Annotated in this window: 25 protein-coding genes and 1 other RNA gene; 17 read left to right on the top strand and 9 right to left on the bottom strand. The window is 57.0% G+C overall.

The annotated features are described in order from the left end of the window. Positions 1-4 precede the first annotated feature (4 nt). From ffs to thyD, 3 genes are all read left to right on the top strand, one after another. Positions 5-101: signal recognition particle sRNA small type (ffs, locus tag HPC62_RS16215), an RNA gene on the top strand. Positions 102-116: 15 nt separating this feature from the next. Beyond that, entirely contained in the window at positions 117-593 is a 477-nt protein-coding gene (locus HPC62_RS16210; protein ID WP_225910560.1) for a hypothetical protein, read from the top strand. Positions 594-723: 130 nt separating this feature from the next. Continuing rightward, the gene (thyD, locus tag HPC62_RS16205) at positions 724-1,650 is read left to right on the top strand and encodes a thylakoid membrane protein ThyD (protein ID WP_172357364.1); all 927 of its coding nucleotides are present in this window, start codon (positions 724-726) and stop codon (positions 1,648-1,650) included. Between the two features lie 95 nt (positions 1,651-1,745). Here thyD and HPC62_RS16200 read toward each other — a convergent pair whose 3' ends face one another. Beyond that, positions 1,746-2,087 carry a hypothetical protein gene (locus HPC62_RS16200; RefSeq protein WP_172357362.1) on the bottom strand — a complete coding sequence of 114 codons (342 nt, stop codon included), beginning with the start codon at positions 2,085-2,087 and terminating at the stop codon, positions 1,746-1,748. Between the two features lie 304 nt (positions 2,088-2,391). Continuing rightward, positions 2,392-3,705, bottom strand: coding sequence for an NF041680 family putative transposase (locus HPC62_RS16195; protein WP_172353244.1), 1,314 nt, complete (start codon positions 3,703-3,705; stop codon positions 2,392-2,394). Between the two features lie 107 nt (positions 3,706-3,812). Here HPC62_RS16195 and HPC62_RS16190 point away from each other — a divergent pair, with 107 nt between their 5' ends. From HPC62_RS16190 to HPC62_RS16170, 5 genes are all read left to right on the top strand, one after another. Then, positions 3,813-4,568: a DNA adenine methylase gene (locus tag HPC62_RS16190; RefSeq protein WP_172357360.1), complete on the top strand. Its 756-nt coding sequence runs from the start codon at positions 3,813-3,815 to the stop codon at positions 4,566-4,568. A 69-nt stretch (positions 4,569-4,637) separates the two neighbouring features. Then, positions 4,638-4,895, top strand: a complete 258-nt coding sequence (locus HPC62_RS24325; protein WP_172357358.1) for a DNA cytosine methyltransferase — start codon at positions 4,638-4,640, stop codon at positions 4,893-4,895. Between the two features lie 75 nt (positions 4,896-4,970). Beyond that, a complete protein-coding gene (locus HPC62_RS16180; protein WP_172357356.1) occupies positions 4,971-5,297 on the top strand; it encodes a hypothetical protein in 327 nt (108 codons plus the stop codon). Between the two features lie 610 nt (positions 5,298-5,907). Continuing rightward, positions 5,908-6,726, top strand: a complete 819-nt coding sequence (locus tag HPC62_RS16175; RefSeq protein ID WP_172357354.1) for a terminase small subunit — start codon at positions 5,908-5,910, stop codon at positions 6,724-6,726. Further along, complete coding sequence (locus HPC62_RS16170) at positions 6,726-8,801, top strand: phage terminase large subunit family protein (protein WP_172357352.1); 2,076 nt, start codon at positions 6,726-6,728, stop codon at positions 8,799-8,801. The genes HPC62_RS16175 and HPC62_RS16170 overlap by 1 nt, the downstream gene beginning before the upstream one ends. On the opposite strand, the gene HPC62_RS24360 is transcribed toward HPC62_RS16170, so the two are convergent. Continuing rightward, the gene (locus HPC62_RS24360) at positions 8,798-9,043 is read right to left on the bottom strand and encodes an IS1/IS1595 family N-terminal zinc-binding domain-containing protein (RefSeq protein ID WP_449369348.1); all 246 of its coding nucleotides are present in this window, start codon (positions 9,041-9,043) and stop codon (positions 8,798-8,800) included. The genes HPC62_RS16170 and HPC62_RS24360 overlap by 4 nt on opposite strands. Then, on the bottom strand, positions 9,027-9,332 hold the full coding sequence (locus HPC62_RS16165; RefSeq protein WP_172357350.1) for a hypothetical protein: 306 nt from the start codon (positions 9,330-9,332) through the stop codon (positions 9,027-9,029). Before HPC62_RS16165 ends, HPC62_RS24360 begins: the two co-directional genes overlap by 17 nt. Before the next feature lie 205 nt (positions 9,333-9,537). Between HPC62_RS16165 and HPC62_RS23980 the strand changes: the two genes are divergently transcribed. Then, positions 9,538-9,663 carry a hypothetical protein gene (locus tag HPC62_RS23980; RefSeq protein WP_267313413.1) on the top strand — a complete coding sequence of 42 codons (126 nt, stop codon included), beginning with the start codon at positions 9,538-9,540 and terminating at the stop codon, positions 9,661-9,663. A gap of 5 nt (positions 9,664-9,668) precedes the next feature. Here the strand turns inward: HPC62_RS23980 and HPC62_RS23165 are convergent, their stop codons facing one another. Continuing rightward, complete coding sequence (locus HPC62_RS23165; RefSeq protein ID WP_216655272.1) at positions 9,669-9,833, bottom strand: hypothetical protein; 165 nt, start codon at positions 9,831-9,833, stop codon at positions 9,669-9,671. Between the two features lie 34 nt (positions 9,834-9,867). Next, complete coding sequence (locus HPC62_RS16155) at positions 9,868-10,254, bottom strand: hypothetical protein (protein WP_172357346.1); 387 nt, start codon at positions 10,252-10,254, stop codon at positions 9,868-9,870. Positions 10,255-10,364: 110 nt separating this feature from the next. Between HPC62_RS16155 and HPC62_RS16150 the strand changes: the two genes are divergently transcribed. Both HPC62_RS16150 and HPC62_RS16145 read left to right on the top strand, forming a co-directional pair. Continuing rightward, a complete protein-coding gene (locus tag HPC62_RS16150) occupies positions 10,365-10,853 on the top strand; it encodes a hypothetical protein (RefSeq protein ID WP_172357344.1) in 489 nt (162 codons plus the stop codon). 24 nt (positions 10,854-10,877) lie between these two features. After that, on the top strand, positions 10,878-11,207 hold the full coding sequence (locus HPC62_RS16145) for a hypothetical protein (RefSeq protein WP_172357342.1): 330 nt from the start codon (positions 10,878-10,880) through the stop codon (positions 11,205-11,207). 286 nt (positions 11,208-11,493) lie between these two features. Here the strand turns inward: HPC62_RS16145 and HPC62_RS16140 are convergent, their stop codons facing one another. Then, positions 11,494-12,057, bottom strand: coding sequence for a hypothetical protein (locus HPC62_RS16140; RefSeq protein WP_172357340.1), 564 nt, complete (start codon positions 12,055-12,057; stop codon positions 11,494-11,496). Continuing rightward, on the bottom strand, positions 12,054-12,434 hold the full coding sequence (locus tag HPC62_RS16135) for a hypothetical protein (protein WP_172357338.1): 381 nt from the start codon (positions 12,432-12,434) through the stop codon (positions 12,054-12,056). The genes HPC62_RS16140 and HPC62_RS16135 overlap by 4 nt, the downstream gene beginning before the upstream one ends. 139 nt (positions 12,435-12,573) lie before the next feature. On the opposite strand from HPC62_RS16135, the gene HPC62_RS16130 reads away from it, so the two are divergent. The 6 genes from HPC62_RS16130 to HPC62_RS16105 all read left to right on the top strand — a co-directional run bounded on the left by HPC62_RS16130 (position 12,574) and on the right by HPC62_RS16105 (position 16,986). After that, positions 12,574-12,939, top strand: a complete 366-nt coding sequence (locus HPC62_RS16130) for a hypothetical protein (RefSeq protein WP_172357336.1) — start codon at positions 12,574-12,576, stop codon at positions 12,937-12,939. Beyond that, positions 12,917-13,510, top strand: coding sequence for a hypothetical protein (locus HPC62_RS16125; RefSeq protein WP_172357334.1), 594 nt, complete (start codon positions 12,917-12,919; stop codon positions 13,508-13,510). Before HPC62_RS16130 ends, HPC62_RS16125 begins: the two co-directional genes overlap by 23 nt. 32 nt (positions 13,511-13,542) lie before the next feature. Continuing rightward, on the top strand, positions 13,543-13,704 hold the full coding sequence (locus HPC62_RS16120; protein ID WP_172357332.1) for a hypothetical protein: 162 nt from the start codon (positions 13,543-13,545) through the stop codon (positions 13,702-13,704). Between the two features lie 43 nt (positions 13,705-13,747). Further along, positions 13,748-14,668, top strand: coding sequence for a hypothetical protein (locus HPC62_RS16115; protein ID WP_172357330.1), 921 nt, complete (start codon positions 13,748-13,750; stop codon positions 14,666-14,668). Further along, positions 14,665-15,588, top strand: a complete 924-nt coding sequence (locus HPC62_RS16110; RefSeq protein WP_172357328.1) for a hypothetical protein — start codon at positions 14,665-14,667, stop codon at positions 15,586-15,588. The genes HPC62_RS16115 and HPC62_RS16110 overlap by 4 nt, the downstream gene beginning before the upstream one ends. Before the next feature lie 84 nt (positions 15,589-15,672). Then, positions 15,673-16,986 (top strand): NF041680 family putative transposase, encoded by a 1,314-nt coding sequence (locus HPC62_RS16105; protein WP_172353244.1) that lies wholly within the window; start codon positions 15,673-15,675, stop codon positions 16,984-16,986. 39 nt (positions 16,987-17,025) lie between these two features. Here HPC62_RS16105 and HPC62_RS16100 read toward each other — a convergent pair whose 3' ends face one another. Next, positions 17,026-17,640, bottom strand: a complete 615-nt coding sequence (locus HPC62_RS16100; protein ID WP_172357326.1) for an HAD family hydrolase — start codon at positions 17,638-17,640, stop codon at positions 17,026-17,028. Between the last annotated feature and the right edge of the window lie 87 nt (positions 17,641-17,727).

The raw sequence follows: 17,727 nt of genomic DNA, 5'->3' as shown, positions 1-17,727 counted from the left end.
AGAAGACCTGGACCCACGCGACTACAACGCCCAAACCTTGTCAGGACCGGAAGGTAGCAGCAATACGGGATGCTTGTAGTAGGCGTGGTCTCCGGGTCTTTTTGTGCATTTATTTTGTGTATTTTTGTGTATTTGTTCGGGATATTGAGCAGACGGTGGAACGGCTTCAGGCAGAGCGGATCGAGTCGATTAAGGCTGGGGGACTGAGTGCCCTGGTTTGCGGGACGGTGGTGCTGGTAGGGGCGATCGCCAACACGGTGCTTGCCACTCGCTGGAACGCGCTGACGGTCTTTTCGCTCAACTGGTCGATTGGTTTGCACCTGGCCCATGCAATGCTGGCGGGCTTGCTGTTTGGCGTGACCTATCGCTACGTGGTGCGCCAGGGCGAAAATCCTCACCTCAGCGCGGGCGCGGTGCTGGCCTTTGCGCTGGTGCGGGGGTTGGCGCAGCTTGAGACGGGCTGGACGCTGCATGGCAACCCGACGCTGCTGCTGCTGCTGGGTGGCGAGAGTGCGCTGATGCTGGCGATCGCCGCTGGGGTTCTCAATGTTGCGCTGTCTCGCAAAGCCATTCAGCCCTTCGTGTCATTCTGACAGCGGGTTCTGCTGAGCGAACCTCGGCCGATACACTGCTGATATACGCCGATATACTAAGAATCGTAGCGAACCCGATGGCGCGTGGGACCCAACAGAACTTCCGCACACCCTCGGCAGAGGAGGCATCGTGAAAATTGCAGTGACCGGGGCGACCGGATTTGTAGGAACGCGGCTAGTTGAACGGTTGCTCGAAGAGGGGCATCGCGTCATCGCGCTGACCCGCAGCAAAGCACACGGCGATCGCGTCTTTCCCCAGGCGGCGTTCCCCAATGTGGACGTGGTGGAATACACGCCGCTGGAGTCGGGCGAGTGGCAGCAGGTGCTTTCCGGCTGCGATGGCGTGGTGAACTTGGCGGGCGCGGGTATTGCCGACGAGCGCTGGACCCCGGAGCGCAAGCAGGAAATTCTCGATAGCCGCAAGGTAGGAACAGAGAAGATTGTAGAGGCGATCGCCCAGGCAAGCCCCAAGCCCAGCGTCTTGGTTAACGCCTCTGCCATCGGCTACTACGGCACCAGCGAAACCGCCACCTTCGACGAAAGCAGCGCCTCTGGCGATGACTTTTTGGCGCAGGTGTGTCAGGCGTGGGAGGCCGCTGCGGAATCGGCCCAGACCAGCGGTACGCGAGTCGTGATCCTGAGAACGGGAATTGTCCTGGGCATGGGCGGCGCACTGGGTAAAATGCTCACGCCCTTTCGTCTGTTTGCGGGTGGGCCGCTGGGCACGGGCCGTCAGTGGTTTTCCTGGATTCACCGGGAAGATCTGGTGAACCTGATCCTGAAGGCTCTGACCGATTCCAGCCTGTCGGGAGTGTATAACGCCACGGCCCCCAACCCGGTGCGGATGGCGGAATTTTGCCAAACGCTTGGCCAGGTGATGGGTCGCCCCTCCTGGCTGCCTGTGCCTGCCTTTGCGCTAGAAGCCCTGCTGGGAGACGCGGCCCAAGTCGTGCTGGAGGGTCAGCAGGTTCTCCCCAAGCGCACGCAGGAGGCTGGTTTTGCGTATCAGTATTCAGATGTGAAGGCGGCGATCGCCAACATTTTGCAGCAGGGCTAGCTAGCGGCGAGCTTGAATGCGACCCAGGCTTCCCACCCGTTGGCTGATCCCGCTAGTTAATCCTGCTGGTTAATTCAGCAACGCACTCCAGAAAACTACTCCACCCGTTGCACCGGAATCGAGATACTCGCCTGCAACTGGCGCTGCATCTCCTGGCGGGCAATAAAGCGGCATCCAGCACAGTCGCAACCGCGCAGGGCGATCGCCATGTCGCCCTCTGCGTCTGAGCCAGTCAGCACCGCCAGCCCATCGCCTAATCCCGTACAGCCGCAGTCCAAGTCGTCCGGCGGAACCATCTCACCCGTCTGTGTGCTGGAGAAAATCAGTTCTCGAATGGGCACCGTTTGTGCCAGCAGCGGCTTTGGCAAGACCAGCCCCAGCGCCACTGCACCAGAGCAGCCCAGCCAAGTTAAAAAGCGTTTTTGAGTTGGGTTCATAAGCAAGAATGGGATGAACTCGCAGCTTGTCTACAGTTTGCCTACAGGTTGCCTTAGTACGACAGTTTATACCTTGGTGTGACAGTCTTTGCCTTGGTACGACAGTTTACCGCAAAAGCAGTGGGCGATCGCAAACCCGGTTATGCACCACTCGATCACGAGCGACCCAGGATTTGCTGAGTGAGTTCCCACTTTAGTTTGGACTAACTGGCATCACAATAATGCTCAACAGGATGCCATAAAGAATCTGCTCAACCGTTCATAACAGTTGAACTTAAGGAATTGGATACAATCCTGCTCGCAGTTAAGCTGCTGTTGCAACCGGACTGTTCAGGGATTGTTCGGATGTCTTGCGTTTCGAGGCTCGTTTTTTGACCATCGGATAGCAGGGACGAGGAGTTGGCTTGTGCCCCTTGCCTCGTCCTGGCGATTTACCACGAGGTTTAGGCGCAGGAGCAGGGGTGCCAATCGCTGCCAAAATGCCTGCAAACGCTTGTGCGACCCGACCCGGAGTCAACGTTTCTTGCGGTGCCTGCCAGGGCAAGGGGTGGTCAGTACAGTCCTTTCGCGCTAACCACAACTGCCAACTGAGCAACGGCATCAGGCTGCTCCACTGTTCGGTTGCCGATACAGAACTGAACTGGGGATGTGTCCAATATAGCCTCTGCTTGGCAAAGCGATACCAGTGTTCAATGGCAAAGCGACGGAGGTAGTGCAACCACAGGGTTTCTAACGGAGGCATCTGCTCACCCAGCCAAACTAACCACAAAGGAGCCAAGCGTCGCGTGCTGCTCTGTGTCTCCAGCACCTCCACGCGCAACACTTCCATTGCCCGTTTGGGGGATTTGCGGAAATGGTATGCACTCCAACGACTGACCCGCACTCGTCCCCAGTTGGGATCATCGACTTCAACGGTTTCGACCGGGACACTCCAAGTGTCAGGGTCATTGAGTTTCATCTTATGTCCATGCTTGGCAGGTGCGCCTCGCCCTCGATACGCTGGGGGCGCGCCATAGACACATCGATTGGATGTAACCCGCAGCAGCAAGTCTGCCTCAATCCCTGCCGTTTGGTTGACAAAACTGGCATTGCCGTACCCTCGGTCGTAGATCGCCAACGGACGCACCGCTAACTGCCGAGTCACTTGTTTGAGTTGGAATGCCGCTTTACTGGCGGGTGTTTCAAAGCTGGTGATGCGCTCATGCCGCAATGGTAATGCCCAACTGCCCCTGTCTTCAGCAATCCAGGCTAAGGTACTGTAGTTTTGTCCGGCTATCGGGGCATGTCCTGTTCTGCCTGATAAGGTGCGGTCTTTCAAACGCCTGGCAGCAGGACGGTTCCACCGACTCGCATCACCTGCCAACAACGGTTGCTGCTGAGTCGGTATCTGCTGCACCAACAGCTTCAGCACCTTTGATCGGGGTAGGCGGCTATCGCGCAACGCTTCATAGGTGCTCGACCACTGGCGACGAAAGACAGGACTCTGCGATAGCCTCACAAACGACACGATGCACGCACTCACTAACACGGCATCCATCAGATCAAACAGGGCATCTCTGGCGTTTCCCAAGCTGGCATACAACGTTTGGCGAAATTGCTGAAGTTCGTTGAAAATCATGGGGTCAATGTTGGTTGTACTTCATTGACCTTACGGCAGTCGGTGCTTCTCATTGACTGCCTTCCTCTTCACCATTAGTCCAAACTAAAGTTGAAAACGACGAAGCGGTGTACTACCAAAATCGCGATCGCTTTAATCACCTGATTGCCAGTGGGCTGGACTGGACGCTAGAGTCTGCCCTGCTGCTCTATTACCTGAATCGCACCGGGTTCAACGGGCTAGTGCGGTTTTCCAAATCTGGCGTCTACAACGTGCCCTACGGGCATTACCGAAAGATCAACTACCGTGAGGACTTTTCACCGTGGCGATCGCCCATGCAGGGCTGGGTGTTTACCAGTGCGGATTTTGCCGCTGTGCAGCTTGTACCGACGGATTTTGTCTATGCTGATCCGCCGTACGACTCGGTAGCGGACGACAGCGTTGAGCAGTTGTCGCTGTTGGGAGTTGAGCATCAGGGGCAAGCGGGCGACGGATTTGTGGGCTACAGCGGCGCGTTTGGCTGGGGCGATCAGGTGCGGCTGGCGCGACATCTTGCCCAGCACCCCGGCCCGGTGCTCGTAAGCAATGCCGCAACCCATCGGATTGTGCAGCTCTACCGAGATCTGGGGTTTGAGGTGATGGAGTTGGGGGTGCGGCGCAGCATCTCGTGTAAGGGCGATCGCCCAATGGCTTCAGAGATTTTTGCGTTCAAGGAGGGTAAGGATAGGGATGCGTCTGTGTCACGCGATTATCCAGCAGTTCTATGGGCAGCGTCTTTTGACGCAGCGTCCCGACGACTGCTGGTCGTACACGCTGTCTGTTCTGTTGATCACGTACATCGGGATTTTGCTCACGGCGCACGATTCTGTCGAAATGCTCATTAGAGGGGCGATCGTCACATCTGGGCTGGCGATCGGCACGGCGGTGTGGTGTTCGGGACTGGAGGAGAATTGATGGGCAGTAGTAGCGGCATTACGGCGATTGATGGTTTCTGTGGAGCTGGCGGCTCCACCACTGGGTTGTTAGCGGCAGGCGTTGAGGTAAAGTACGCTGCTAACCATTGGGAAAGGGCGATCCAAACTCACGGAACCAATCACCCGCAGGTAGACAGCAGGCATGTTGATCTACACATTGAACACCCTTCCAGATTTCCGCGCACAACTATCGCTTGGTTTTCACCCGAGTGCACCACCCACTCGCCAAGCGGTTGACGAAAACGCAAGCATCCTGGGCAACTCGACTTACTGGAGCAAAATAAGCCAGACCCAGCGGTAGAGCGCAGCCGCATGACCGCGTGGCAGGTGGTTCAATTCACGGAATACCCAGATCTGATCTCCAACGTCAGAACCTATAACGCTCCTGGCATCGGTCAGAAGTTTAGCGATCGCTTCAATGCTCTTGAGCGTACCCCGCAGGTTGACCACTTCATTGATGATGCCGATGTGGTGTCGGCAGGTGGCGAAAGCTTTCTCAAGGGACAAGTTCATGGATACTCTACCGCTTCGATGTTCAGCCCGGTTTCCTCTCACCTAAACCTGCTGGCACCGGATCGGCGGCGCGCTGGGGCGAGAGTACCGATGCAAAGCCTGTTGATCTGTCCTATGAGCAACTAAATTCCCCCTCCTATAGCGCTCGCAACATATCGCGAGAATTGGAGAATATGTTCCGCAGCAAAGGGGCGGATCTTTTCCATGACCTCGGTTCTGACCGGGCGATTGAGTCTGCGATAATGCAGTATGCCAATACGGCGAAATGAAGGCGGAGCGCATTGACCGAGATCGGTCAGACTCGGAGCTTGCTGCCCTTCCTAAGGAGATCTCCCCTGCGATCGTAAAGCAATCGTCTGGACTGAGATCTCCAGCTTCAACGACAGGCGCAAACACAGGAGTAAGTTGGGGCTACCGCGTCAATGTCGAGATATTCCTTGGTGGCAAATGGCGCAGAGGCACAGTCCGGTATTTTGAGCCTGAGCCGGTTGTCAAAGTTGGCAGTCGTTACTTGACGGTTTGCAATCCGCAAAACTTACGCCATCCGCAGATCAAGGATCAGCGTAAAGCTGCGATCGATCCGTGCGGGCAAACCGACTTGTTTTCACTACTCAATGGTGAGGCTTGAAGTTTTAAATCCTCTGCTGCGGCGCAACAGCACGCTAGATCGAGCTTCTGGGTACGATAATCTTAAAACAAGGCCCCAGCGGGTTGATCTAGCTCTGCGCTGTTGCCCATGCCTCCCAAGCCACGGGCACTGAACCAATTGCAAGACCGGTTCTGTGCCGAATACGTTGAAGACTTTGACAACATTGAAGCGGCCCGGCGTGCGGGCTATCGCCACAACAGCGACGCAGACCTGGTGAGGATTGCGGGTGGACTGTTAGGAAATGTTAATGTTCAGCAACGAATCGCCGAACTCGTGCTGGAGCGATCGCCCCTCACGGAGCAACAGAAATGGGTTGCCCGCCATTATCTTCAGGGCGGTTGCACCCAGACAGATGCTTACCGTAAGGCTGGCTACCGGGGGGATGCTGACTCATTGGCGGCAGCGGCTAGCCGGTTGTTTGCGCGTCCGGTTTTCAAGCGATACCTGCGGGATCTCCAGCGATCGCTCATGCTGCGCTATCAGGTCGATCACGACTGGGTTCTGGAACGTGCGAAAGAATGGGTCGAGTCCAGCAACGTAGACATTACTGAAGTAGCGGACGTCCAGTCAGACGGGACGCTGACGCTGAAAGATCTGAAGAAATTGCCACGCTACAAAGTCTTGGGCATTAAAGAGATCTCCTGCAACACCTCCTACAGCGAAGAGGGTGAAGCACGGGTCAGCCTCAAGATCAAGCTGCACGAGCGCAACAACACCGCACTCTCGCTGATCGCCCGCCACATCGGCTTCACTAGCGACTACAACGCCGCGCTCAACACGCTGCACAAATATGGCTACGACGTGCAGGAGAACGAAGACGGCTCAATCTATGCGCGTCCGTTTGACCTGGAGGAGCCGGAAAAAGCAGACGCCGAGCCAGACGACGAGGTAGAAGCGGAAGACTAATGTTTCTCGCGCCCCCAAAACCCACTCGCCAACGCAAGCGACGCCAGATTGAGAACACCGCCCAGCGACGACGCGGACAGTTTTCGCTGGATCAATCCGCCCTGCGGGTCAAGGGCATTGAGGACTGGTACGATCGCGGCGGCATCCTGTTTGCCGAATGGGCACGCGACCAATATCGCCGCAGCAACGGTGAACCGCTCCATTGGATTGAACCGACCCAGGAAGAGTTTTATTTGCTCATGGGTAACCCGTGGGTAGAGTTCCTTGTGGTAGAAAAGCCCTCACAGGTCGGCTTTACCGAATCACTGATCGCAATGCTGGCGTTTGTGATGGCGGAGGTCAAGATCCCGTGTGGCGTTGGGTTTGAGGCTGAGCGGAAGCTGCGGGAACTGGTGCCCCGTATCCAGAGCACCTTTGACTTTATTGACTCGATCCAGAAGGTGCGGCGATCGCGTATTTTGGCGACCGGCCGCAAAGACACCGACCACAAAGAGCGTAAGATGACGGTCGGGGGTGTGGAGTGCACCTTCTGGTATGCCAGCACCGCCGCAAAAAACAAGCAGGAACGGCAGGCCAGCTCCACGCTGTCGAGCTTTCCCGCCTGGTGGCAGGGGGCGGACGAGATTGAGCTGTATCCCGAAGGGGTTCTGGACGTTGCGAAAAAACGGATGTCCGCCAGTACGCTCCGCACGAAGCCGTTTCGAGCGGGCAGCACGCCGGGTCATGAGGGCGGCATCGTCGATAGCCTCGTGCGGGCCAGCGCCTACTTCTTTCAGTGGCGGGTACGGTGTCCCCATTGCGATCGCACTCAGTTTCTTGATGCGTTTGGCAACCTGCTGCGCCCTGTCGTGCAGGAGACAGAGGACGGCGCAACTGATGAACGCTATGTTGACATTACGGGGCGGCCGCTGGACTGGTTCTGTCGAGACGACAGCAGCCGTAGACGACGGATCGAAACTGCCTACATTGGCTGTCAGCACTGCGGAGGTGAGTTGCCCGATTGGGCGATCGCCGCAATTTCTCGCACAGACTCAATCGTTCCGACAGACCTCCGGGAACCCAGGGGCACGGGCGAATTTGTCTGCGTCAACACCGGCACCAAACTGCGGGATCTCTGCACTGAGCTGATTGAAAAAGAGCGTCCGCTGTTTGACCCGGTGGCGCTGCGGCTGCCCCGACTTGCCTCCAAGCTATTCAACCCGGCCGAGACGATGCGCGACTTGGCGACGACGCGCAACCCGGCTGATGCTATCCAGCAAGGCCTAGGCAAGGCAATTACGATCGGGGTTGGCAAGATTTCGCTACCACGGCTCCAGCGGGCCTGCGGGCTACCGCTACCGGACTGGTGCCAGGGGCGATCGCCCGATTTGGTCGTGCTGGGGGGAGACCAGGGCCGCGCCTCCCACTACTGTGTCCGCACCGCCTGGTATCTGCCGCCCGACGAACCCGACCCCGAAACCCGCTGGCTGAATGCCCATATAGTGTTGGAATGGTGGGGGCATCTGCATGGCTTTGATGGCGTGGAAGATCACGTCGATCGCCATGATGTCGATCTTGTGGGGTTTGATGGTGAACCGGAGATCCAGCTCGCCGCCGCCTACGCTCGCAAACGCCCAAGCCAGTCGGTCTGGCACGATCGCTCTGCTGCGGCATCGGTACGACAATCCACGCTCCTGACGCACTACCGAACCGAGGGACGCAAGGGCGCGATGTTCCTGTTTGACCAAGTGCAGCTCAAGGGGGAAGATTTCCGCAGAGCTGAGCGCACCATCCAGGATCAGCAAGTGCCGGTCTTCGCGATGCACCGTACCTTTGGACTAGATGCCGTGCGCGATCGCCTCTACCGGGGTCAACTCCATCTGCCCGAGGGGCTGCAATACGATTCCCGCGACGAAGATAACTTGCTGCTCCACTTGCTGGCGAGCGATCGCCGCACCGATGGCATTTGGGCCCAGACGCCAGGGATGCCGGATCACTTTCACCATGCCCTCTGCTTCGCAGAAGTCGCGGTGCTGGCGGCGTTCTATGAGCCGCGACCCAAGCGGCTGGCGTTCGGGTCGTTTAAGCGGAACTAATCTTCACTGATACCGCTGAAATAGTGTCCGTTCTGACATCTATATCGCTGATGCCCATCCTGCCTGCCGTTCTTCACGCTCCCGCTACTGCAAATTGGACACAGTGGGTTTTTCCCTCGCGGTCTACCGGGCGATCGCCCGCTTTCTAAGACAAATGCCTTGCCGCAATCTCGACAGCGGTAAAGCTGTCGCCCCTGTCGGTCGTGCCCGTTCTTAACTGCATCGCTATGAAGACAGGTCATCATTTTGTCTCCTGACGTACTCACGAGCCTGCTCTGCTAAGCGATCGCACAAAGCATCGTGCTCTCCCTGCCCTTCGGGGCTGAGGCACCCAACCCAATAGCGCAGATGCGCCGCGATATCCTCGTCAGGGTGGAAGGCAAATACTTCGGACTGTGGCGGTTCACCTAATAGCGTGAAGCGCCAAGAGATCAGACGGCGATCGCCCGCCAGGCTTTCGGGATGCAGCAAGCTAGCGGAAACCTGCTCGGCAGTAGCCCGTCCCCAAGGGGTTTGAATATCAAGAATCATGGTGCTATCCTCACGATAGTGAAGGAGGGAAGAAGGCTCCCCTCCATGCGTCAGCAGGTACTTATCGGAATCTCACAAACAGATAAGTACCTGCCCCTTCAAGCCATCCGTTTCTACCGAATGTTCCTGAATGATGTATTTCCAGACCTCGTAATCAAATTGAGCTATTTGCATCACCTCCTTTTGCTCAAATGAGTATCAACTATTGTGGAACCAAGTCACGGGTGATGGCGATCGCCATATTCTGGATTCGATCGCGCTGCGTCATCCTGATGTTTTTGTTGATTGGATCAACCAAGCGACGAGCCTATGGCAAAATGCCCAAGCGTAGGTGGCTCAGTCGTAAGTTTCCAGGCGTTCAGTTTTGCCGCACCAGTAAATCTCGACCGGAACGCTGAGCCGTTTGGATGTGGCGCGGATGTGGCGGGCTGCACCAATGCATAAATTTTCTGCCGCCACTCGGTCGGGAGCCACTAGGATGAGCCTGTCCCACCGGGGCACGACACGCCAACCACGCGGAAGGTAGATCGGCAGCTCATATAAACGATCGAGTGAACGCATTGGCGATCGCCTCCACATAGCTTTTCCCTTCCAGCCCTGGCTCCACCAATACCCTGGGACGATCGATCCAGATCCGCAGGGTGGCGATCGCCTCTCCGTTGACCCCTAGGAACCGAAAGACCGCACAGGGCGGCACCCAGCCTTGCCCTACCACCATGTCGTTCAGCATGAGCGGCGCAAATCGTGCCACCTGAGACTCAAGCGTGATGCTGCACCAAGGGCGATCGCGCAGCGCTGTTTCGACGGCTTCCCACTGGTGCACCACCACGCGGGCGTCGCCGTCCTCTAGCGCCCCTGCATGCCGATTGAGGAAGTTGCGGATTAGAGAAATCCGTTCGGGGTAATGGGCGATCGCGCTCATACTACTTCTGAAGCTCGTTAGTAAAAATATTACTAACGATAGCCCAAAATTACAACCCGTGGGAAAATGGATTAGTTTCGATTCGATCGCAAATGATCCGAGAGCTAAGAGTGAACTATATCTACGCGGATAATCCCACCTGGGAAAAAATACGTCTGGCGTGTGATGAGCTGGGCTGGAACCAGTCCACTATCGTCAAGCAATGCCTGCACGGCTTCTTTCGTCGAGACGGGCGATTCTATGCGGAGGCTGGGCAGATCGACGCAGCGGCGCGCGGCATGACAGAAGAGGATTATTTTGTATGCTTGCGTGATCGCACCGAGGAAGACCTGCTGCCTTACCAAAACGGACGCCCAGCGTTTGGCGCTGCACCAATTGATACGATCGCGGCGATCGCCCCCGATCCTGCGTTTCGCCGCACCTATCACACAATTGGGCTTTCAGCCTATAACTACGTGCTGCTAAAGGTGGCGCGAATCGTTGATGGCGGCTCAATGGTGCAGGTGATCAGCCGGATGCTGATCAAGCACTTCAGAGATAACTGGGACGCCAGTTATCTGCCGCAGATTGAGCGCGATCGCGCTTGCCGATTTCTGTAGTTTCGTATCCAGAGGAGTAGAATCATGAGCCTAGAGGTAACGGCTGAAAAAGCCCAGCAGATTGTGACAATCATCCTAAATCTGCTGGGCAATCCAGCTAATGATATTCAGCTCAGAGCACTGGAAGCGTTTCGCGCCGGAGATTCTGAGCGTATCAAGTTTCTGTCAACGACGCACCCGGAGGATCATTTCTGCCGTGCCCTCAATTACCTAATCAGTGTGCCGAAGCTGACGCCCAACACTTTCACGATAGCGGCTGAAGCGCTACGGGCGGCGGGTGACCATGTCCGCAGCGAGGCGCTGCGAGAGGGTGGCAAAGCGTTGGAACTTATTTTTAGCGATGAGAGCCTTTGACGTACTGCGGGCGTGGCGGTTTTGGCTCTTGATTTTGCTGCTCTGCGGACTGCTCAACCTGCTGCTTCCGTCAGAACAGATCATGCGATCGCCCTCTGCTCAACAAGTCGGTCTATCCAGATATAAGAGTCATGCACTTCTCTGGGCGTCCAGTCGCCTTGAAGTTGAGGCTGAATTAAAGCGCAGCTCTTGGCGAGGTCGGCAGAACTAAAGATGCCGACAAGTTTCCCATGAACGCCAGGGTGGTTCTTGTATAGCGCCCAAACATGTGTAATTTTCGGTTCAGTCATGTGATCGCCCCATTCGCCAGATTCCGTACGAAAGCTTCCTCCAGCCGCAGGTGCAGCACCAGCCGCAGGATATCGGCTTCCGTTGGGTCTTCGCCATCCCGCAGCGCCTGGAGCCGTTCGATTGGCATGGGGGTGCGGCACAGCAAGTTCCAGTTTCTGAGGATCAGCATCGACAGCGAGGTGTACTGCGCGTAGTATTGTGCGCCGTACTGGACTTTTGCCAACACTTCCAGCTCCTCGGCTGCCCAGGCGGCTCCGTCGGGCCTATAGCAGGTGGGCGCGATCGCCGCTAGTTCCTCACTGGAGGGCGGCAGACCCTCATGATCCAGAATTTCCCGCAGCCGGGGCAGCTCTATACCGCTGATCTGCGCTAAGTTCGCCAGATTCCAGCCGCGCACCAACAGCGACTGTTCGATCACGTCCTGTATGGTCTGGATCGGCATATCCTGCGCCAGGATAGCGTTGCGGAGCAGTACCACGATTTCGTCTAGCAGTAGCACCAGATCCTGGATAGATGCCTGCTGCTGACACCACTGAATTGCGCTCTGTAGACTCGTCATTGATTCTCACGATAGAGTGATCGCCGGGGCAGCAGGTGGAGCGCGTCCAGCAGGCAGTAGCGCTGATGAATCTGGAACAGCATGGCGGGCAGGTAGTTGGGGAACTGCTGCTTTTCGCCTTCCCAACGCCAATTACCAATAATTGATTCTCGCGTCACGACCCCGTTGAGATTGATCATGAGTTCCGTCAGGCAAGCCTGACGGTAGTTCGGCTCGTCTGGAAACACATTATAGATTTTCTTGATCCACCGGTCAAAGAACTCGGTCGGGTGGATCGCGGTTTTGCCTGCCAGAAGATGACGCTCCAGCAGTTGAACTAACTGCGGGAACGAAATCCGTGGGGCAAGGGATCGTTGCGGTGGGGCAATGGATCGCAAGGCAGTGCTTCCAAAACTTTAACTTTCCCCAATTATGGCGTAAAAAAAGCGGGTTCATAAAATTATTAACTCATCATTTCCAGCTATGGAACGCTCATGGAACAGTGATGGAAGTCCATGAATGTTCCGCCAGCGTTCCATGAAGGTTATCCATCAGCAAGAAATCAATGAGGCGATCGCCAGCTGCGGTTTAGATGCCGCGCCCGTGGATCTGGAGCTGGGGCGGCAAGAGGTCAAGCAAATGTTGGCTAGGGTTCGCGCCGCTGCCAACCCTCGATATCGTCGTCGCCTCAGCCTCCAAAACCCCATCACCCGCAACGTCTGGGTGCGGTGGTGTGATGTTGAGGGCGTTGACTCCGAGCTGCCCTTCTACCAGCCAGAAGATGTCCGCAAGTTGGTGCGGGTCTGCATCTGGCTTGCCCGTGGCGGAACGCAAGCCCAGTTGGAAGCAGTAATTATTCAAGAGGAAGAGGAAGAGGCACATGCCTACGAGAACGCAGCTTAAGCAAAAGTGGGATTTGAAATCCGCCGCCAAGGTGGATGAAATTGCGATCGCCCTATTTGAGGCAAAGTCTCCCAACTACACAGAGGGACAGGAAGCCCAGATGTATCAGGTGCTTCAGGTCATGCAGGCGAAAAGCAAGACCGCAGCCCAAGTGGTCGCGGAGTTCCGCCAGCAAGAAGAGTCCTCCGCCCCAGTCGAAGACACGGACAATGCAGCCTACGCCGGGGCCCAAGAAGGGATTGGCGGGATGCAGGGCGACGTGGTTAGTGCGGTGCTGCCCGCAGCGGTAGAGGCCGCCGTTCAGTCCAACGTAGCGTTTTACCAACTAACAGGGGCGCTGATCGGCGCACCACAAATTCGCCAGAGCGATCGCGTCCAAGCCGCCCGAAATAACCTGACAGCCGCTTTTTTGTCCCCTTGGACGGGCGGCAATCTAGCGCAGCAGGCGCATCAGTTGCTCCAGTTGCGCCCCGACGCATTGGCCCAGATGACCAGTGGGGACACGATATCCGCACTGCCAGCGCTGTTGCCGCAGCGCGCTGCGCTGCCTTCTATCGGATCGGACGAATAATCGCCGCAAGAGAGCAACGGGAGGAAGCCGCCATGATGTTGGCGATCGCAGAACGGATGGTGTACGGAGGTTGGGGCATGGCGGCGATCGCCAGCGGCATCGTCGTGGTGGCGGGCGCTGCGCTCACGGGCGGCGTGGTCGTCACGGGCTTCGCCTTCGGGGCCGCCTTGGGGCTGATTGCCCCGCGTCAGTGATGAAAATACGCCGGAGTGATAGGTAAAAGGTATGGATGCAGGGATGAATTTCTACGGGGGCGATGCCTACATTGACCCCGACGAATATCTAACAGATGAACCACCCACGTCAGGCTACTGGCAGGGGCTGCAAGACATTGCGCCTGGTTTCGGGCAAGCCGCGCCCCCTCGCGAGGTTCCGGCGCGTCCCGTGCCGCGAGATCAGATTGCCCATCGGGAACGACCCAGCCTCCCGAGTCCGAACTTTGGTGCGGTCTTCATGGGGCTGACCAATGGTTTCATGCGCCACTACCCCAAACTTTTCTTTATCGTGATCGTGCCAGCCAGCATGGTGGCGCTGGGGACTCTGGTGCTGTCGGGCAACCAGATCCAGGAGGCAGCGATCACTACGCCGCTGGCGGCGCAGTCGAAGCAGGTTGTTTACGACGCTGCGGTGGGAATTGTGCTGGATCAGCCGATCCAGACTACTGAGGGCGTGCGCCCCGCCACTGCCGCCGAAATCCTGGACGCGGGTCGCCGGGTCATGGGCGAGATGGAATCTCAGCTTTTGCAGCGCAAAGTCAATGAGTGGTTTATCGGCATCACGCTGGGGATGGCGACACCAGGACATCCCTGCTACCAGCTCACTCAAGAGCAGTGCGTCGCGTGGCAGCAACGCACCCTAGATGAGCGCTGGCAAGCCGCCACCCAAGTGGGCAATACCGACGAGCTGTTACTGATCAGCAGCCTGAATCGGGCACTAGATCGGATTCGAGAAAACCGCACTGAGCCGCACCAGTGGCAACCAGACTTGTGGCGGTTCGCCCGCGTCAAATATCTAAATGCGACCCAGCAGTTGGATGCCCAAACGCCCAACGGCGTCGCCAACACCTTTATGAAGATGAAGCAACCCGCCCAACAGCAGGCGGGGATGCAGTACAACCCACAGACCAGGCAGCTAGAACCACTAGAGCTACAGCCATGAAACCTTTGCTCTACGCCACATCCACTGTCTGCTTGCTCCTGTCGGTGGCAATCGCCGCCAAGGGACGCAGCACGCAGTTGGTTTTGTCTGACAACGCCACAACTGCGTTGCAGCAAACCGGCGTGCTGCCCGTGCAGGTGCAAGAGCGCAATTTCAGCATGGCTCCGGCGCTGGCGCTGGCGACCGTTGGGCTGGGGCTGGCGGCGGCGAGCGCGGTGGACTGGCGATCGCTCCAACCACAACAACAGCAACCCCGCACCCTTAGGGACGAGCTGGCGGAACTGCTGGAGCGGGCAGAGCGGGGCGCACTCTTTGACCCCAACATGCAGCAGGCGCTGCAACGAGAGTTTGGTAACAAGTGGCGCGATCGCCTTGGGTTGCCGATCGAGATAGAAGATCTGACGGTAGAACTGCCGCCCGACCTCCAGCCGATCGGTTCTGGAACTCCTGAAAAAGTGGAGAAACCAGCACCAGAGCCAAAGCCGGAACCAAAGCCAGAACCACCGCCCAAAGTCGTGGATCACAGCCGCGACCCGCGATATGCCGGACTCTTCCAATTGCTAGATGCGCCCTGCATCCGCATCTTTGGCCCGCAGGGCAGTGGCAAATCTAGCAAGCTGGCGTGGTTTGGCATGGAGCAAGCCAAGCGGGGCGATCGCGTTATGGTGATTAACCCGCTGGCGCGGGCCAGCGATTTTAAGGGTCTGAAAGTTTACGGCAGAGGCGTGGACTATCAGTCCGCAGAGCAGGGGCTGCGGGAGTTCGTCATTGAAGCAAAACGCCGTCTCACAGATCGCGGCACCATTGAGGACTATGACCCCCTAGTGGACGAGGATCACTGGACGCTGCTGTGTGACGAGATGAGTGACTGGGGCGATCGGATCTCAATTGAGGTGATGACGGAACTTGTGGGACTTTAGTTTGGACTAATGGTGAAGAGGAAGGCAGTCAATGAGAAGCACCGACTGCCGTAAGGTCAATGAAGTACAACCAACATTGACCCCATGATTTTCAACGAACTTCAGCAATTTCGCCAAACGTTGTATGCCAGCTTGGGAAACGCCAGAGATGCCCTGTTTGATCTGATGGATGCCGTGTTAGTGAGTGCGTGCATCGTGTCGTTTGTGAGGCTATCGCAGAGTCCTGTCTTTCGTCGCCAGTGGTCGAGCACCTATGAAGCGTTGCGCGATAGCCGCCTACCCCGATCAAAGGTGCTGAAGCTGTTGGTGCAGCAGATACCGACTCAGCAGCAACCGTTGTTGGCAGGTGATGCGAGTCGGTGGAACCGTCCTGCTGCCAGGCGTTTGAAAGACCGCACCTTATCAGGCAGAACAGGACATGCCCCGATAGCCGGACAAAACTACAGTACCTTAGCCTGGATTGCTGAAGACAGGGGCAGTTGGGCATTACCATTGCGGCATGAGCGCATCACCAGCTTTGAAACACCCGCCAGTAAAGCGGCATTCCAACTCAAACAAGTGACTCGGCAGTTAGCGGTGCGTCCGTTGGCGATCTACGACCGAGGGTACGGCAATGCCAGTTTTGTCAACCAAACGGCAGGGATTGAGGCAGACTTGCTGCTGCGGGTTACATCCAATCGATGTGTCTATGGCGCGCCCCCAGCGTATCGAGGGCGAGGCGCACCTGCCAAGCATGGACATAAGATGAAACTCAATGACCCTGACACTTGGAGTGTCCCGGTCGAAACCGTTGAAGTCGATGATCCCAACTGGGGACGAGTGCGGGTCAGTCGTTGGAGTGCATACCATTTCCGCAAATCCCCCAAACGGGCAATGGAAGTGTTGCGCGTGGAGGTGCTGGAGACACAGAGCAGCACGCGACGCTTGGCTCCTTTGTGGTTAGTTTGGCTGGGTGAGCAGATGCCTCCGTTAGAAACCCTGTGGTTGCACTACCTCCGTCGCTTTGCCATTGAACACTGGTATCGCTTTGCCAAGCAGAGGCTATATTGGACACATCCCCAGTTCAGTTCTGTATCGGCAACCGAACAGTGGAGCAGCCTGATGCCGTTGCTCAGTTGGCAGTTGTGGTTAGCGCGAAAGGACTGTACTGACCACCCCTTGCCCTGGCAGGCACCGCAAGAAACGTTGACTCCGGGTCGGGTCGCACAAGCGTTTGCAGGCATTTTGGCAGCGATTGGCACCCCTGCTCCTGCGCCTAAACCTCGTGGTAAATCGCCAGGACGAGGCAAGGGGCACAAGCCAACTCCTCGTCCCTGCTATCCGATGGTCAAAAAACGAGCCTCGAAACGCAAGACATCCGAACAATCCCTGAACAGTCCGGTTGCAACAGCAGCTTAACTGCGAGCAGGATTGTATCCAATTCCTTAAGTTCAACTGTTATGAACGGTTGAGCAGATTCTTTATGGCATCCTGTTGAGCATTATTGTGATGCCAGTTAGTCCAAACTAAAGGGGGAAAGTGCCGCTGCAAAACTTGTTCTAAGGCGCTGGCTTTGTCCTGAGCAGCAGGCTTGATATGGCACTGCACGGTGCTGTAGGTAAAGCCCCAGCCCGCGTCCTGGCAGCGATCGCCCATCGTTTGCAAATCCGCTGCCGACAAGCCCCGCACATCAAACGTCCAGTCCGTCAGCCGGAAGCGGTTGTCGGGGGCTTCCTGGATTTTGGGAAACGTGTTTTGAAGGTCGTGAAAGAGATCGGCCAGCGATCGCCGATGATCGGCCAGATCAGGCACATGAACCAGGAACTCCGGCTCGGTGTCTCCGGGAAGAAACACGCCGCCATTTTCGGCGATCGCCCCCGCTACGGGCAGATACGACACCACGCCCTGCACCCAGCCCGCCGATCGCCCCGTCACTATCACCACTGGAATGCCTGCCGATTGCAGGACTTCCAGCGCTTGCAGCAGCAGCGGCGTAAACTTGCCCCGGCGGGTCAGCGTCCCATCCATGTCGGTGGCAATCAGGCGAATTGAATTTGGCAAGTCTAGGAGCATGGTTTAACGCAAAAAAAATCGAGGGCCGTCCCGCAGGAAACACCCTCGATGAGTCTAAACGAAGCCGTGTGGCTTACACTAGCATTT

The organism is Thermoleptolyngbya sichuanensis A183 (assembly GCF_013177315.1).
Taxonomy (GTDB): Bacteria; Cyanobacteriota; Cyanobacteriia; order Elainellales; family Elainellaceae; genus Thermoleptolyngbya; species Thermoleptolyngbya sichuanensis.
Note: the sequence above shows the minus strand (reverse complement) of the source record. Positions and strands in the feature narration are given on the sequence as shown.

Excerpts from the sequence above, each read along its gene's own strand:
- HPC62_RS16200 (WP_172357362.1), bottom strand. The coding sequence starts at position 2,087 with ATGAACCCAACTCAAAAACGCTTTTTAACTTGGCTGGGCTGCTCTGGT.
- HPC62_RS16195 (WP_172353244.1), bottom strand. The coding sequence starts at position 3,705 with ATGATTTTCAACGAACTTCAGCAATTTCGCCAAACGTTGTATGCCAGC.
- HPC62_RS24325 (WP_172357358.1), top strand. The coding sequence starts at position 4,638 with ATGGGCAGTAGTAGCGGCATTACGGCGATTGATGGTTTCTGTGGAGCT.
- HPC62_RS16180 (WP_172357356.1), top strand. The coding sequence starts at position 4,971 with ATGACCGCGTGGCAGGTGGTTCAATTCACGGAATACCCAGATCTGATC.
- HPC62_RS16175 (WP_172357354.1), top strand. The coding sequence starts at position 5,908 with ATGCCTCCCAAGCCACGGGCACTGAACCAATTGCAAGACCGGTTCTGT.
- HPC62_RS16170 (WP_172357352.1), top strand. The coding sequence starts at position 6,726 with ATGTTTCTCGCGCCCCCAAAACCCACTCGCCAACGCAAGCGACGCCAG.
- HPC62_RS24360 (WP_449369348.1), bottom strand. The coding sequence starts at position 9,043 with ATGACCTGTCTTCATAGCGATGCAGTTAAGAACGGGCACGACCGACAG.
- HPC62_RS16165 (WP_172357350.1), bottom strand. The coding sequence starts at position 9,332 with ATGATTCTTGATATTCAAACCCCTTGGGGACGGGCTACTGCCGAGCAG.
- HPC62_RS16155 (WP_172357346.1), bottom strand. The coding sequence starts at position 10,254 with ATGAGCGCGATCGCCCATTACCCCGAACGGATTTCTCTAATCCGCAAC.
- HPC62_RS16145 (WP_172357342.1), top strand. The coding sequence starts at position 10,878 with ATGAGCCTAGAGGTAACGGCTGAAAAAGCCCAGCAGATTGTGACAATC.
- HPC62_RS16140 (WP_172357340.1), bottom strand. The coding sequence starts at position 12,057 with ATGACGAGTCTACAGAGCGCAATTCAGTGGTGTCAGCAGCAGGCATCT.
- HPC62_RS16130 (WP_172357336.1), top strand. The coding sequence starts at position 12,574 with ATGAAGGTTATCCATCAGCAAGAAATCAATGAGGCGATCGCCAGCTGC.
- HPC62_RS16125 (WP_172357334.1), top strand. The coding sequence starts at position 12,917 with ATGCCTACGAGAACGCAGCTTAAGCAAAAGTGGGATTTGAAATCCGCC.
- HPC62_RS16120 (WP_172357332.1), top strand. The coding sequence starts at position 13,543 with ATGATGTTGGCGATCGCAGAACGGATGGTGTACGGAGGTTGGGGCATG.
- HPC62_RS16115 (WP_172357330.1), top strand. The coding sequence starts at position 13,748 with ATGAATTTCTACGGGGGCGATGCCTACATTGACCCCGACGAATATCTA.
- HPC62_RS16110 (WP_172357328.1), top strand. The coding sequence starts at position 14,665 with ATGAAACCTTTGCTCTACGCCACATCCACTGTCTGCTTGCTCCTGTCG.
- HPC62_RS16105 (WP_172353244.1), top strand. The coding sequence starts at position 15,673 with ATGATTTTCAACGAACTTCAGCAATTTCGCCAAACGTTGTATGCCAGC.
- HPC62_RS16100 (WP_172357326.1), bottom strand. The coding sequence starts at position 17,640 with ATGCTCCTAGACTTGCCAAATTCAATTCGCCTGATTGCCACCGACATG.